13 protein-coding genes are annotated in these 14956 nt (G+C 72.1%); 3 read left to right on the top strand and 10 right to left on the bottom strand.

All coding sequences use genetic code 11. The features are described from left to right. The gene (locus DAI17_RS05250; RefSeq protein WP_107771871.1) at positions 1-1653 is read left to right on the top strand and encodes a DNA repair helicase XPB; all 1653 of its coding nucleotides are present in this window, start codon (positions 1-3) and stop codon (positions 1651-1653) included. 4 nt (positions 1654-1657) lie between these two features. Here DAI17_RS05250 and DAI17_RS05245 read toward each other — a convergent pair whose 3' ends face one another. Together DAI17_RS05245 and DAI17_RS05240 are read right to left on the bottom strand one after the other, a co-directional pair. Continuing rightward, positions 1658-2458 carry an alpha/beta fold hydrolase gene (locus tag DAI17_RS05245; RefSeq protein ID WP_107771870.1) on the bottom strand — a complete coding sequence of 267 codons (801 nt, stop codon included), beginning with the start codon at positions 2456-2458 and terminating at the stop codon, positions 1658-1660. Positions 2459-2840: 382 nt separating this feature from the next. Then, entirely contained in the window at positions 2841-4265 is a 1425-nt protein-coding gene (locus DAI17_RS05240; RefSeq protein WP_107771869.1) for an HNH endonuclease, read from the bottom strand. Positions 4266-4413: 148 nt separating this feature from the next. On the opposite strand from DAI17_RS05240, the gene DAI17_RS05235 reads away from it, so the two are divergent. Then, positions 4414-4998 (top strand): HD domain-containing protein, encoded by a 585-nt coding sequence (locus DAI17_RS05235; protein WP_234412247.1) that lies wholly within the window; start codon positions 4414-4416, stop codon positions 4996-4998. 4 nt (positions 4999-5002) lie between these two features. Here DAI17_RS05235 and DAI17_RS05230 read toward each other — a convergent pair whose 3' ends face one another. The 3 genes from DAI17_RS05230 to DAI17_RS05220 form a co-directional block, all read right to left on the bottom strand. Next, the gene (locus DAI17_RS05230) at positions 5003-5725 is read right to left on the bottom strand and encodes a GntR family transcriptional regulator (RefSeq protein WP_234412246.1); all 723 of its coding nucleotides are present in this window, start codon (positions 5723-5725) and stop codon (positions 5003-5005) included. Positions 5726-5788: 63 nt separating this feature from the next. After that, positions 5789-8323, bottom strand: coding sequence for an ABC transporter permease (locus tag DAI17_RS05225; RefSeq protein WP_107771868.1), 2535 nt, complete (start codon positions 8321-8323; stop codon positions 5789-5791). Further along, complete coding sequence (locus DAI17_RS05220; RefSeq protein WP_107771867.1) at positions 8323-9078, bottom strand: ABC transporter ATP-binding protein; 756 nt, start codon at positions 9076-9078, stop codon at positions 8323-8325. Before DAI17_RS05220 ends, DAI17_RS05225 begins: the two co-directional genes overlap by 1 nt. Before the next feature lie 139 nt (positions 9079-9217). On the opposite strand from DAI17_RS05220, the gene DAI17_RS05215 reads away from it, so the two are divergent. Continuing rightward, entirely contained in the window at positions 9218-9835 is a 618-nt protein-coding gene (locus DAI17_RS05215; RefSeq protein ID WP_107772502.1) for an alpha-ketoglutarate-dependent dioxygenase AlkB, read from the top strand. A gap of 12 nt (positions 9836-9847) precedes the next feature. Here the strand turns inward: DAI17_RS05215 and DAI17_RS05210 are convergent, their stop codons facing one another. Genes DAI17_RS05210 through DAI17_RS05190 form a run of 5 tightly spaced genes read right to left on the bottom strand, consistent with a single transcriptional unit; the run spans position 9848 to position 14927 of the window. Next, complete coding sequence (locus DAI17_RS05210; protein ID WP_107771866.1) at positions 9848-10330, bottom strand: hypothetical protein; 483 nt, start codon at positions 10328-10330, stop codon at positions 9848-9850. Positions 10331-10368: 38 nt separating this feature from the next. Continuing rightward, positions 10369-11097: an SRPBCC family protein gene (locus tag DAI17_RS05205; RefSeq protein WP_107771865.1), complete on the bottom strand. Its 729-nt coding sequence runs from the start codon at positions 11095-11097 to the stop codon at positions 10369-10371. Between the two features lie 4 nt (positions 11098-11101). After that, entirely contained in the window at positions 11102-11956 is an 855-nt protein-coding gene (locus DAI17_RS05200; RefSeq protein WP_107771864.1) for an FAD binding domain-containing protein, read from the bottom strand. Then, entirely contained in the window at positions 11953-14442 is a 2490-nt protein-coding gene (locus DAI17_RS05195; RefSeq protein WP_107771863.1) for a xanthine dehydrogenase family protein molybdopterin-binding subunit, read from the bottom strand. Before DAI17_RS05195 ends, DAI17_RS05200 begins: the two co-directional genes overlap by 4 nt. Further along, positions 14439-14927, bottom strand: coding sequence for a (2Fe-2S)-binding protein (locus DAI17_RS05190; RefSeq protein ID WP_107771862.1), 489 nt, complete (start codon positions 14925-14927; stop codon positions 14439-14441). Before DAI17_RS05190 ends, DAI17_RS05195 begins: the two co-directional genes overlap by 4 nt. Positions 14928-14956 lie beyond the last annotated feature (29 nt).

The raw sequence follows: 14956 nt of genomic DNA, 5'->3' as shown, positions 1-14956 counted from the left end.
GTGAACGACGGCCCCCTCATCGTGCAGAGCGACAAGACCCTGCTGCTCGAGATCGACCACGAACGAGCCGCCGACTGCCGCAAGGCGATCGCCCCGTTCGCCGAGCTCGAGCGGTCCCCCGAGCATGTGCACACCTACCGGCTCACGCCGCTCGGGCTGTGGAACGCCCGCGCGGCCGGCCACGACGCCGAGCAGGTCGTCGACGCGCTGCTGTCCTACAGCCGGTACGCCGTCCCGCACGCGCTGCTCGTCGACGTCGCCGAGACGATGGCGCGCTACGGCCGGCTGCGCCTGGAGAAGCACCCGGTGCACGGGCTCGTGCTCAGCAGCACCGACCGCCCCGTGCTCGAGGAGGTGCTGCGCGCCAAGAAGGTATCCGGGATGCTCGGCACACGACTCGACGACGACTCGGTCGCCGTGCACCCCAGCGAGCGCGGCAACCTCAAGCAGGCGCTGCTCAAGCTGGGCTGGCCGGCCGAGGACTTCGCCGGGTACGTCGACGGCGAGGCCCACGCGATCGACCTCGACGAGGACGGCTGGGAGCTGCGCGCCTACCAGCGCGAGGCGGCCGAGTCGTTCTGGCACGGCGGGTCGGGCGTCGTGGTGCTGCCCTGCGGCGCCGGCAAGACGATCGTCGGTGCCGCCGCGATGGCCCAGGCGCAGGCGACCACGCTGATCCTGGTGACCAACACGGTCAGCGCCCGGCAGTGGAAGGACGAGCTCGTCAGGCGCACGTCCCTGACCGCCGACGAGATCGGCGAGTACAGCGGGTCGGTCAAGGAGGTGCGGCCGGTCACCATCGCGACGTACCAGGTCCTCACCACCCGCCGGAAGGGCGTCTACACCCACCTCGAGCTGCTCGACGCCCGCGACTGGGGGCTCATCGTCTACGACGAGGTGCACCTGCTGCCGGCGCCGATCTTCCGGATGACCGCCGACCTCCAGGCGCGCCGCCGGATCGGCCTGACCGCCACCCTGGTCCGCGAGGACGGGCGCGAGGGCGAGGTGTTCTCGCTGATCGGCCCGAAGCGGTACGACGCCCCGTGGAAGGACATCGAGGCGCAGGGCTGGATCGCGCCCGCGGACTGCGTGGAGGTGCGCGTCACCCTGCCCGAGGGGCAGCGGCTGGCGTACGCGACCGCGGACCCCGAGGAGCGCTACCGGCTGGCGTCCTGCACGCACAAGAAGGTCGACGTCGTGCGGCAGCTGGTCGACCAGCACTCCTCGCAGCCGACGCTGGTGATCGGGCAGTACATCGACCAGCTCGACGAGCTCGGCGAGATGCTGGACGCGCCGGTGATCAAGGGCGAGACGCCGGTCAAGGAGCGGCAGCGTCTCTTCGACGCGTTCCGGTCGGGAGAGATCTCGCTGCTGGTGGTCAGCAAGGTCGCCAACTTCTCCATCGACCTGCCGTCGGCGGAGGTGGCGATCCAGGTGAGCGGGTCGTTCGGGTCGCGTCAGGAGGAGGCGCAGCGCCTCGGCCGGCTGCTGCGGCCCAAGGCCGAGGGCAAGACCGCGCACTTCTACACGATCGTCTCCCGGGACACGGTGGACGCCGACTTCGCGCAGAACCGGCAGCGGTTCCTCGCCGAGCAGGGCTACGCCTACCGGATCATCGACAGCGACGACCTCGAGGCCGACCCGGCGAGCTGACACCTCACAGGGCCGCCAGGAAGTCGGTGATGTCGGTGACGACGCCTCCCGGCTGCGCCATGTGCACCCCGTGGCCGACGCCCTCGTGGACGACGAGGCGGGCGTCGGGGATGGCGTCGAGCAGGACGCGCTGGTCGGCGCGGACGAACGGGTCCTCGTCGCCGACGACGAGGAGGGTCGGGGCCGCGATGTCGGCCAGGTGGGGGCGGACGTCGGTGTCGACCAGGCCGCGCAGCACATCCCGCCACACCCGCGCCGGCACCTGGAGGCTCTCGTCGACCCAAGCGGCGACGAGCTCATCAGGCACGGTCGCGGGCGAGGTGCTCCGGACGAACTCCTCCACGAACCCGCGGTCGATCGGGTCCTCGAGCGTCGAGACGTCGGCCAACATCGCACGGACTGCCTCCTTGTCGCCGAGGTGGGCGGGGCTGCTGACCAGGACGAGGGCCGACACCCGCTCGGGGTGGGTGCTCGCCACCAGCTGGGAGACGAGCCCACCGCTCGACGTACCGACGAGGACGGCGCGGTCGATGGCCAGCGCGTCCAGGAATGCGACGAGGTCGTCGGCGAAGTCGCCCGGGAGGTAGCCGTGCTCGGGTCGACCGGCGCCACCGTGGCCGCGCTGGGTGGGCGCGATGCCGTGGAGGTGCTGGGGCAGGTGGGCGAGCACCTCGGCGAAGTACCGCCAGGACTCGACGTAGGCGTGCACGAGGACGACGGGCTCACCCGCTGGATCGCCGGTCTCGGCGTAGGGCAGCCTCAGCCCGTTCGCCAGGACAGCGGTCCTCGTCGCGACGGGGCCCATGTCATCGCCTCGGTCCTCCTCGACACGGCACGGCGCCGGGTGGTGCGGCGGGGTCGGGTGGTCGAAGAAATGCTACGCCTCGCGCGTTGGGCGCGCCCGGGCGAAGAACTCGGCGCCCAAGAGGATCCGGCGCTGCGCCGACGTCCTCCCCGCCACCTGAACGAGGAGCCACGACCCGGCCCAGCCGGTCGCCCCGACTCCATCAGACGACCGGTCTCGTCGCAGACGAGACCTCCGGGCCGTGCCCGCCAAGTTCTCACCGCGGTACCCGAGCAGCTCGGAGGTCGATGGCCGGCTCCGTTGCCTTGCGTCGACGTGGCTGGTCCGGACGTGGCGGTTGCCCCGCCGGTGGGTGCTGGTGGCGGGGTGTGGGGCGTGGGGGCTACTGGTCGGGCGGGTGCAGGTCCGGCACGCCGGGCTGATCGTCCCCGAGAGCGTGGCCGGGGTCGGGCCAGGCGCGTCCGGTGCACCGGCTGCCGGTGTGGTCGCGTCGGTATGTCCAGCCCAGCGGGCTGGTCCAGTCGAACACACCCGGCTCGGTCATCCGGTAGCGCCAGCGGCCCTTGGTCTTGAGTCGATGGTGCCGCCTGCAGAGGGCGGCGAGGTTGTCCGTGGACGTGGGTCCGCCGCGGTCGGGATGGTCGTGGTCGTAGGGAACGATGTGGTCGATGTCGCCGTGCCGGGCGTTGCGTCCGCACCACGGGAACACGCACGTCCCATCGCGGACGACCACGAACTCGCGCATCGCCGCGGTCGGGGCGTAGCCCTTCGTCTCCAGCCGTTCGCGGAGGTCGATGACCGGCTTGACCACGACCGCGGCGTCGGGGCGGCCGCACCACGCGCGGATCTGCTCCACCGACAGCAGGCGCTGGCCGGCCTGCTCGACCCGAGCACACAGCGCCTCGCCGGTGCCGGACCCGTTCCCGAGCGGGCTGGTGATCGCGTCGGCGGACAAGTGGGCGTAGATGACGATCTGCGTCACGGGAGCGGCTGGTTTCGAGGCTCGCTGCGCGAGCTCCTCGACCGCCGATGGATCGCGGTGATCTTCGTCGGTGTCGAAGCCGATGGTCAGCTGCCGGCGGGCGAGGTCACCCAGCGCCGTGGCGCGACGCCCGTCGACGGTGTCGGTCGACCCCAACTTCGCCAAGTGCTCCGCGCCCGACGCGACGGCCTCACGCAGGGCGAGGGCGTCGGGGATCTCCAGGTCAGCCTCGAGGTGCATGGTCCCGTCGAACGAGACCTGTTGGGTGTCGAAGGTGACGTTCCGCTTGTCCGCCGACTTCTCCAACGCCTTCTCGAGCGCGTCGGGCATGTGCCGCACCCGCGCCTCGTCCACCACCCGGCCCAGCGCGGAGGGGGTGAGCCGGTTGGCGCACCAGAACACCTGCGAGTCGACGTACGTCGCGGCCTCGAGAGTGAGGTCGAGGGTGGTCTGCGCGATCACCCGGGCCCGCCACCCCGCCACCAGGCCGGCCTGGACGGCACCCCACAGCTGCGGGAGCCGGTAGGCCACCTCCACGCACTCGGTCAGGAACCGCCCCGCGCTGTCGCACGTGCGACCCAGCATGGTCGCGAACTCCGGGACGCAGAACTCATCGATCGACGGGGACCCCTCGCCTGCGAAGGTCTTCGGGGAGGTGAAGCACGCCTCCGCGTGCTCAGGGTCGGCCAGGTGCAGGTCGGCCCAGTGCACCCCGAGCCGCATCATCTCCACGTCGTTGCGATCGGCCGCCTGCTTGCGCTCACGCACCGCGCGCAGCAGCTCGGCCGGGGTGTCCGGCAGAGCGGGAGCGGTGGTGTCGGGCATGCACCCATCCCAGCAGGGACCACCGACAACGGAGCCCTGGAAACCGGCCTACCGACCACACTGTGGACACGACTTTCCGAGAGGTTTCGAGGCACGCAGCGCTCGCTCCTCAACGACCCACCGATCCAGTCCCATTAGGGTCGGAGGCGTGAGCTCGTTGGCGCAGCGGTGGCCGGTCCCGGCGCTGCACGACGTACGGGACGCGCTGCTGGCGGCGTGGGACCGCGACGGGTACCACGACCTGCGGCACCTCGAGGAGGTGCTGGACCGCATCGACGAGCTCGACCGGGCCGGCCAGCAGTTCGACCGGGTGCCGGTGGTGCTCGCGGCGTGGTTCCACGACGCGGTGTACGACGCCCTCCCGGACGCCGAGGAGCGCTCGGCGATGTGGGCCGAGCAGGCCCTCCCCGACCCGCCGGCCACCGAGGTGGCGCGCCTGGTGCGGATGACCGAGCACCACCGGCCCTTCCCCGACGACCGCAACGCGTGCGTGCTCAGCGACGCCGACCTGGCGATCCTCGCGGCCGACCACGACCGCTACGCCGACTACACCGCCGGCGTCCGCCGGGAGTACGCGAGCGTCGCGGACGCCGACTTCGCCGCGGGACGGGCGGCCGTGCTCCGGGACCTGCTCGACGGCCCGCGACTCTTCGCGACCGCTGCGGGGGCGCGGCTGTGGGAGGAGGCGGCACGTGCCAACGTGGCCGCCGAGATCGCCCGGCTCGAGGCGTGAGGGCCTAGGAGTCCCCGCCGAGCTGGACGTAGACGGTGTGCCGGTCGTGCCGGTAGACGGTGCGCGACACCTCGACGGGCTTGTCGTCGAGCAGTCCGCGGCGGGAGTGCCGCAGCACGGGCGAGCCCACCGGCACCTCGAGCAGCTGGGCCTCCTCCGCCTCGGCGGCGTCGGCGCAGATGGAGTCCTCGGCCCAGTTGGGTCGCAGCCCGCGCGCCGAGAGGGCGTCGTACAGGCTCGTCGGCATCCCGCTCTGCAGGAAGCCGGGCAGCAGCACCTCGTTGAGGTAGGCGTCCTCGATGCAGACCACCTGCTGGTCGGCGCGACGCAGCCGCTTCCAGTGGATGACGGCGTCGCCGGGCGTGATGGAGAGGGCGCGCGCGACGCCCGGGCCGGCCTGCTCGCGACGCGCGAGCAGGGTCTGCGACTCCGGCAGCATGCCGCGGCGCCGGACGTCCTCGGTGAAGGAGGTCAGCTGGCCGGTGCGGTGCCGGGGCTGGGCGACGAACGTGCCGCGACCGGGGACCCGCTCGAGCAGCCCCTCACCCACCAGCGCGTCGAGCGCCTGGCGCACGGTCATCCGGGCGACACCGAACTGGGCGACCAGCTCGCGCTCCGACGGCGCGGCCGTACCCGGCTCGGCAGCGGCGAGGAGGTCCCGGACGTACTCGCGCACTTGCACGTGCTTGAGGCTGCGCTCGGCTCGCCTCACGTCCACGGTGTCCACGACAGGAGGGTAAGTCCGTCCGGAGGGTCGTGAGGAGGTTTTCGGGAAGGGAATGGTAAAGGCTCACTCGGTGCTGATGGCCCCCAGCACGTCGAGACGGGCGGCCCGACGGGCCGGGAGCAGGGCCGCGAGGACCCCGATCACCAGCGAGACGACCAGGAACATCACCAGCTGCCCGACGGGCACGTCGATGACCTCCAGCCCCTCGTCGCGCAGCGAGTGCATGAGCGCGACGCCGAACCCGATGCCCATCACGACGCCCAGCACGGCCCCCAGCACGGCGATGACCACCGACTCCAGGGTGACCATCCGGCGCAGCTGGGGACGGCTCACGCCGATGGCGCGCAGCAGGCCCACCTCGCGGGTGCGCTCGATGATCGAGAGCGCCAGGGTGTTGACGATGCCGAGGACGGCGATCAGCAGCGCGAGCCCGAGCAGGGCGAAGATCATCAGCACGAGCTGGTCGATCGGCCCCCGCTGCTCCTCGGCGAACTCCTGCTGGTCCTTGACCGTGACGATCGGCAGCTCGGCGACCAGCGCCTCCAGGTCGGCCTGCACGGCGCTGGACCCGGTGGTGTCGACGATGAGGAAGTTGTCGGCGTCGCGGTAGCCCGCGTCGATGAGCGTCTGCGGGGTGGTCACCGCCGGGAAGATCAGGATCGGGTTCTCGGCGTAGACACCGACCACCTCGAGCCCGCGCGGCCCGTCGGCCAGGTCCACGTCGTAGGTGTCCCCGACCGACAGCCCCTCCTCGTCGGCGTACTCCTCGTCGAGGATGACCGTCCCGTCGCGCAGGTCGGCGGAGTCGCCGGCGACCATGTCGAGGTCGAGCCCCTGCTCGAACGCCGCCGGGTCCAGGGCGGCCACGCCCTGGCCGTCCGGGCCCGAGCCGGTGATGGCGAAGCGCTGCGCCCACACGTGGTCGACGCCGTCGACCTTCGCCATGTCGCGAGCGATCTGGGGCGAGAAGGGCTGGCCGAAGAGCGAGCTGACGACGTAGTCGCCGACGAAGTTCTTCTCGATCGTCTCGTCGACGCTGGCCTTGGCCGAGGCGCCGACGATGGCCATCGTGCAGGCCAGCGAGAGGCCGATCATCAGCGCCGAGGACGTGGCCGTCGTACGACGGGGGTTGCGCAGGCTGTTCTGTCCCGCCAGCCGTCCCACGGTGCCGAACATGCGGGCGTAGACCCACGCCGCCCCGGCCAGGAAGGGGTGGCTGATCACCGGGCTCGCGGCCGCGACGCCGAGCAGGATGAAGAGGATGCCGCCCCCGACGAACCACCCGGGCCGCGGCACGGCGTCCATCAGGCCGGCAGCCAGCGCACCCCCGCCCGCCAGGATCATCGCCACGCCGATCACCAGACGGCGGTGCAGGGAGGCCTCGGGCATCGCGACGTCGTCGCGCATCGCCTGGATCGGCGCGATCCGCCCGGTCCGGTGGGCGGGCAGCCAGGCGGCGGCCATGGTCACGATGATGCCGACGGCGTACGCCGCCAGGACCGTGCGCGGCCCGATGATGAGCGACTGTCCCGACAGGTCCAGGCCGAACTGGCCGAACAGGGTGCGGATGCCCATCGCGAGCAGGATCCCGAGCCCGAGGCCGATCGTGGACCCGATGGCGCCGAGCACGAAGGCCTCGACCAGCACCGAGCGGGTCACCTGCCGCTTGCTCGCCCCCAGCGCCCGGAGCAGGGCCAGCTCGCGGCTGCGCTGGGCGACCAGGATCGAGAAGGTGTTGACGATGAGGAAGCCGCCGACGACCAGGGAGATGCCGGCGAAGATCAGCAGGAAGGTGGTGAGGAAGCCGACGGCCTCCTGGATGGCGCTGGCCGCCTCGTCGGCCGCCTCGTCGCCGGTCACCGCCTCGACGCCGTCGGGCAGCCGCTGGGCCACCGCGTCGGCCAGCTCGCCCTGGCTGGTGCCGGGCTCGGCGGTCACCCAGATGTCGGTGAAGGCGTCCTTGCCGTCGAGCAGCAGCCGCTGGGCGGTGCGGGTGTCGAAGGCCGCGAAGGTGGCGCCGTTGAGCGACCCGCCCTCGGGGAAGCCGGCGATGCCCACCAGGGTCGGCCGCAGCACGGCCTGGTCGCCGCTGCTGACGAGGTGCACCTCCTCGCCGATGGTGTAGCCCGCCTCGCCGGCGGTGCTGGAGTCGAGCAGCACCTCGCCGGCCTTCTCGGGCGCGCGGCCGCCGATGATCGCGAGGCCCTCGAGGTCGTGGCCGGCCGGGGCGTCGTTCCAGTTGCCGCCGATCGCGGGCGGTCCCTGGCCGCCGACCACCTTGTTGTCCTCGTCGATGACGAAGACGCCGAAGGCGGTCACGTTGCCGTCGACCCGCGCGGCGCCCTCGACGCCCTCGAGCCGGTCGACGAGCGAGGCGTCGACGGTGCGCGCCGTCGGCTCGGTGTCCCCCGACGAACCGGCCGGGCGGACGACGACGTCGCCGACCGTGGAGGCCATCAGGGCGGTGAAGCTGCGGCTCAGGGTGTCGCTGAAGACCAGGGTGCCGACCACGAAGGCGACGCCGAGCACGATGGCGAAGGTGCTCATCAGGAGCCGGACCTTGCGGCCCAGCAGGCTCTTGAGGGCCGTGCGGAACATCAGACCTCCGCCGGGGCGCTCATCCGGGCCATCACCTCGAGCACCTTGTCGCGGTCGGGATGCCGCAGCTCGTCGACGATGCGCCCGTCGGCGAGGAAGACGACGCGGTCGGTGTACGACGCCGCCACCGGGTCGTGGGTGACCATCACGATGGTCTGGCCGTGGTCCGCCGCGCTGCGACGCAGCAGGTCGAGGACCTCGGCGCCGGACTGGGAGTCCAGGTTGCCGGTGGGCTCGTCGGCGAAGACGATGCGCGGCCGGCCGGCGAGGGCCCTGGCGACGGCGACGCGCTGCTGCTGGCCGCCGGAGAGCTGGTTGGGCCGGTGCCCGAGCCGGTCACCGATGCCGACGGTGGCGATCACCGAGTCGTACCACTCGCGGTCGGGCTTGCGGCGCGCGATGGACTGCGGGAGCAGGATGTTCTCCTCCGCGGTCAGGGTGGGCACCAGGTTGAAGCTCTGGAACACGAAGCCCACCTCGTCGCGGCGCAGCCGCGTGAGCTCCTTGTCCTTGAGCCCGGAGAGCTCCCGGTCCCCGATCCACACCTCCCCCGAGGTGGCGGTGTCGAGCGCCGCGCAGCAGTGCATCAGCGTCGACTTGCCGGACCCGCTCGGGCCCATGATGGCGGTGAACTCGCCCTCGACGAGGTCGAGGCTCACGTCGTCGAGCGCCCGCACCATGGCGTCGCCGGATCCGTAGGTCTTGGTGAGGTGGCGCACCCGCGCCGCGACGGGTCGGTCCCCGGTGGTCGTCATGGGAAAACGATCCCGCACGACTCCAAGTCGCCGCCACCGGGATTCCCCCTGAGGCGTCCCCGACGGCGACCCCGGGACCGCCGGGCCACGCCGACGCAGGTCCGAACGCGTGTTCGAAGGAGGGTGTATCGTGCGGGACGTGGACTTCCAGTCGACGCTCTTCGACACCGTGGCCGAGGCGCCCTCGGTCACGCGACTCGCTCCCGAGCGCCGCGCGCTGAGCCATGGTGCCTGGCTCGACGTGCAGCGCAACTGGCTCACCGCCTCCGACGAGGTCTTCGCCACCCTGGTCGCCGACGTGCCGTGGCGAGCCGAGCGCCGGGAGATGTACGAGCGGGTGGTCGACGTCCCGCGGCTGCTGCACACCTACGGCATCGGCGAGGTCCTGCCGCACCCCGTGCTCACCGAGGCGCGCGAGGCGCTCAGCGCGTACTACCGGCCCGAGCTGGGCGAGCCCTTCGTGACGGCGGGCTGCTGCTACTACCGCGACGGCGGGGACTCGGTGGCCTGGCACGGCGACCGCATCGGTCGCGGCCGCTCACGGGACACCATGGTCGCGATCGTGTCCTTCGGCGACCCGCGCCGGCTCGCACTGCGACCGCGCGGGGGCGGCGAGTCGCTCTCGGTGACCATGGGACACGGCGACCTCGTGGTGATGGGCGGCTCGTGCCAGCGCACGTGGGAGCACGCGGTGCCCAAGGTGGCGGCCGCCGGCCCGCGGATCTCGGTGCAGTTCCGGCCGCTCAACGTGTTCTAGGGCAGGGTCGGTCTAGGAAGGCCAGGCCTCGTCGTACAGGCGAGAGATCAGCTCGTCCTTCTCGGCGCTGAGCCCGCACAGGCTGACCTGGCCGTCGGTCGCGCTGACCAGGTAGGTGCCGCCCTCCTGGAAGTCGACGGCGAGCAGCAGGTCGACGATCTCGCGGCTCGGGGTCGAGACGCGCACCTGCTCGGTCTCCTCACCGGCGTACCACCGCTCGACGTCGAGGGTGGCCGTCCCCTCCCCGACCTCGGTCACGGTGCCCTCGAAGGCGGTGTCCTGGGTGCGCAGCAGCTCCACGCTCGGCACGGCGCACCGGGCGTCCGAGGGCGTCGCCTCGAGCGCCGTCACGCTGCCGCCGCCGTCGGCCGGGGCGACCGGGGTGACCTCCGTGGACGGGTCGGGGCCGTCGACGTCCTGGCCGCAGCCGCCGAGCAGCAGCACCACGCCGAGGGTGGTGGTGGCCAGTCCTGCGGTGCGCCCGATCGTCCTCATACCCGAAGATTCCCACACCCGGCAAGGACGCCCGGCGGTCAGCCCCCGCCCCGGCGCCGCAGCAGCCTCCACAGGACGACGAGGACGAGGAGCGTCCCCAGGGCCTGCTTCCAGTAGGTCCGCGCCAGCACGGGCAGCACGGCGCTGCCGAGGTCGAGCGCCTCCGTGGGTGGCGGCGGCGCGGCGTGGCGTGGCGACGGCGGCGGCTGGGTGGCGGGCGGCGGCGGTGGCGGCGCCTCCGCGCCCGCCGGTCCCACCGCCGCCTGCGGTGCTGCCGGCGTCACGGGCGGCGGCACGACCTCCGCGGGCGCTTCCTCCGCAGGCCCGGCGAGCCGCTGCTCGAGGCAGGCGACGAACTGCCCGAGCAGCTTGTCCGACACGTCCTGCATCACGCCCCGGCCGAACTGCGCCGGCTTGCCGGTGATGGCCAGGTCGGTCTCCACCGACACGTCGGTCGAGCCGGTGCCGGTGTCGGCCATCTGGACGGTGACGTGGGCGCCGGCGGTGCCGTTGCCGCGCTTGTCCTTGCCCTTGGCGTCGACGACGAAGCGCTTGGCCGCCTCGTCCTTCTCCACGAAGGTGCCGGAGCCGTTGTAGACGAGCGCGATCGGGCCGAGCTTGACCTTGACCGACCCGGCGAAGGAGTCGGAGTCGGCCGAGGTCACCTGGGCGCCCGGGAAGCACTCCGCCACGGAGGCGATGTCCTCGAAGTGGGCCCAGGTCTCCTCGACGCCGGTCGGCACGGTGAAGCGGTGCGTCAGCTCCATCGGCTCACGCCCCCGCGGCGGCCAGCACGGCCCGCCGGGTCAGCACCTGCGCCAGGTGGGTGCGGTAGTCGGCGGCACCGTTGAGGTCCGAGGGCGGGTTGGTGCCCTCGGCGGCCCGGGCCGCGGCCTGCGCCACGGCGTCCTCCGTCGCCGGCTGGCCGACGAGCGCCTCCTCGACGGACCGGGCGCGCAGCGGCGTCGACCCCATGTTGGTGAGCCCGACCCGGGCCTCCGCGATGGTGCCGCCGGCCACCCGGACCGCCGCGGCGACCGCGACGATCGGCCACTGGTGGGCGACCCGCACGAACTTCTCGTAGTGCGCCCCCCAGCCGGTGTGCTTGGGCACCCGGATCTCGGTGAGCAGCTCGTCCTCGCCGATCGCGGTCTCGAAGAGGTCGACGAAGAACTCGTCGGCCGGGACGGTGCGCGAGCCCGCCGAGCCCGTGATCACGAACTGCGCGCTGAGGGCCAGCGCCGGGGCGCCCAGGTCGCCCGCGGGGTCGGCGTGCGCCAGGGCGCCGCCGATCGTGCCGCGGTGCCGGATCTGGGCGTCCGCGAGCTCGTGCCCTGCCCGGGCCAGCAGCGCGGCGTGCTCGGCGACCAGCGGGTCGTTCAGCACCGTGTGGTGGGTGGTCATCGCGCCGATGACGATGGCGTCGCCGTCGTCACGGACACCGCGCAGCTCGGGGATGCCGCCGAGGTCGATGACGACCTCGGGGGCGTTGAGCCGCATCCGCAGCACCGGCAGGAGGCTCTGGCCCCCCGCGATGACCTTGGCTTCGTCGCCGTGCTCGGCGAGCGCCGTGAGTGCCTCCTGCACCGTCGCCGGGGCGACGTACTCGAACTGGGTGGGGATCATGACTGCGCTCCGTCCGTGCGGTCGACCGTGCCCTGCATGCCCGTCGACTCGTCGAAGTGGGGTGCCGCGGCCCCCTCGGTCTCGGCCCTGCCCCCGGCTCCGGCGTCGTGGATCGCCCGCCACACGCGCTCGGGCGTGCACGGCATCTGGATGTCGTGGATGCCGAGGTGCCGGACGGCGTCGACGACCGCGTTGACCACGGCCGGGGTCGAGGCGATGGTGCCCGCCTCGCCGACGCCCTTGGTGCCGAGCGTGTTGGTGGTCGAGGCCGTCGTGTTGTGGTGCACGTCGAAGCTGATGGTGTCGGCGGTGGTGGGCAACAGGTAGTCGACGAAGGAGCCGGACACCAGGGTGCCCGAGTCGTCGTACACCGCCTCCTCCCAGAGCGCCTGGGAGATGCCCTGCGCCAGCCCGCCGTGCACCTGCCCCTCGACGATCATCGGATTGATGATCGTGCCGATGTCGTCGACGCAGGTGTACTTGCGCATCAGCACGCCGCCGGTCTCGGTGTCGACCTCCATCGCGCACAGGTGGGTGCCGTGCGGGTAGTTGAAGTTGACAGGGTCGTACGTCGCCTCGCTGTCCAGGGTCGCCTCGACCCCATCGGGGAGGTTGTGGGCTGTGAACGCCGCCATGGCGATCTCGGCCATGGCCAGGCCCTGGTCGGTGCCCCGGACCCCGAAGCGACCCGCGGAGAACTCGATGTCGTCGACCGACGCCTCGAGCAGGTGCGCCGCGATGGGCTTGGCCTTCTCTATCACCTTGTCCGCCGCCCGGACGAGCGCCTCGCCCCCCACGACCAGCGAGCGCGACCCGTAGGTGTCCATGCCCTTGTGGGCGATCTGGGTGTCGCCGTGCAGGATCTCGACGTCCTCGAACGCGACGCCGAGCCGGTCTGCGACGATCTGGCTGAACGCCGTCTCGTGGCCCTGGCCGTGCGCCGAGGTGCCGGTGGTGATCTCCACCTTGCCGGTCGCGAGCATCCGCACGCCCGCGTGCTCCCAGCCGCCGGCGCCGTAGTTGAGGCTGCCGAGCACCCGGCTGGGGGCGAGGCCGCACATCTCGGTGAAGGTGGAGACGCCGATGCCCAGCTGGATCCGGTCACCGGCCTCCCGGCGCCGCCGCTGCTCGGCGCGCAGCTCGTCGTACCCGAAGCTGGCCTTGGCCTTCTCGGTCGCCGCCTCGTAGTTGCCAGAGTCGTACTCCAGGCCGGCGACCGTGGTGAACGGGAACTCCTCGTGGGTGATCCAGTTCTTCTCCCGGATCACCAGCGGGTCGACCCCGACCTCGGCAGCGAGCTCGTCCATGAGCCGCTCGATGGCGTAGGTCGCCTCCGGTCGCCCGGCGCCGCGGTACGCGTCGGTCCAGGTCTTGTTGGTGAGGACGGTCTGGCAGTTGAACTGGTACGCCGGGAACTTGTAGATCGCGTTGAACATGAACGCACCCAGTACCGGCACACCGCCGCCGAGGATGGCCACGTAGGCGCCCAGGTCGGCGGTCAGCTCGACCTTGAGCCCGGTCACCGTGCCGTCCTTCTCCGCACTCAGGGTGAGCTTCTGCCACTGGTCGCGCCCGTGGTGGCCGGCCATCAGGGACTCCGAGCGCGTCTCGGTGTACCGCACCGGCTTGCCGAGACGGCGGGCGACCGCGAACGTGATCATCTCCTCCGGCGTCTGCTGGAGCTTGCCGCCGAAGCCGCCGCCCACGTCGGGCGCGATGACGCGGATCTTCGACTCGGGCACGCCGCTCCCGGCGGCGAGGGCGAAGCGGAGGACGTGCGGGATCTGGGTGGCCGTCCACATGGTGATCTGCTCGCCGGTCGGGTCGACGACCGTCGAGCGCGGTTCCATGAACGCCGGGATGAGGCGCTGCTGGCGGTACTCGCGCTCGATGACGATGCCGTCGCCGCGGGCCTTCTCGATGGCCTGGTCGACGTTGCCGCCGGTGCCGGCCTCCTCGGAGTCGAACTTCCAGAAGGCGGACTTGTTGGTGCCGAGGTCGGGGTGCGCGAGCACCTCGTCGGCGGCCGACTTCTTGAGGTCGAGCGCCGCCGGCAGCTCGTCGTACTCCACGTCGACCAGCTCGGCGGCGTCGCGGGCGGCGGCCGCGCTGCGGGCCACGACCACCGCGACTGTCTCGCCGGCGAAGGCGACCCGGTCGGTCGGCATGGGCACGTGTGTCGGGGCCAGCTGCTCTGTGGTGATGGCCCAGGCGTTGATGCAGACACCCTGGGCATCGCCGAGGTCCGCTCCGGTCAGCACCGCCACGACGTTGTCGGCCGTCTTGGCGGCCTCGGTGTCGATCGACACGATCCTGGCGTGTGCGAAGGGACTGCGGACCATCGCGAGGTGCAGCATGCCGGGCAGCGCGATGTTGTCGGTCCAGCGGGTGCGGCCGGTGATGAGGCGCTGGTCCTCCTTGCGGCGGCGGTCGCGGCCGATCTCCTTGGCCGACTCGGTGTCGGGCCGGTCCTCGACGGCGGTCACCGGGCACCTCCCGTCGTGGTCGTGGACGACGCGTGCAGGACGCTCTTGACGATGTTGTGGTAGCCGGTGCAGCGGCAGAGGTTGCCCTCCATGCCCTCACGGACCTCCGCCTCGGTGGGGCTGGGGTTCTCGTTGAGCAGGTCGACGGCCTGCATGACCATGCCCGGCGTGCAGAAGCCGCACTGGAGGCCGTGGCACTCGCGGAAGGCCTCCTGGACCGGGTGCAGCTCGCCACCCTCGTAGGTGTCGGCCAGGCCCTCGATCGTGGTCACCTCGCGGCCGTTGGCCTGGACGGCGAGCACGTTGCAGCTCTTCACGCTGCGGCCGTCGAGATGGACCGTGCACGCGCCGCAGTTGCTGGTGTCGCACCCGATCACGGTGCCGGTCTTGCCGAGCTTCTCGCGGAGGTACTGCACCAGCAGCATCCGGGGCTCGACGTCGTCGGAGACCCTCGCTCCGTCGACGGTGAGTTCGATCCTGGTCATCGAGGTCCTGCCTTCTCGTGGGAGACGGG

The sequence above is a fragment of the Nocardioides sediminis genome (assembly GCF_003047295.1).
Classification (GTDB): Bacteria; Actinomycetota; Actinomycetes; order Propionibacteriales; family Nocardioidaceae; genus Nocardioides; species Nocardioides sediminis.
Note: the sequence above shows the minus strand (reverse complement) of the source record. Positions and strands in the feature narration are given on the sequence as shown.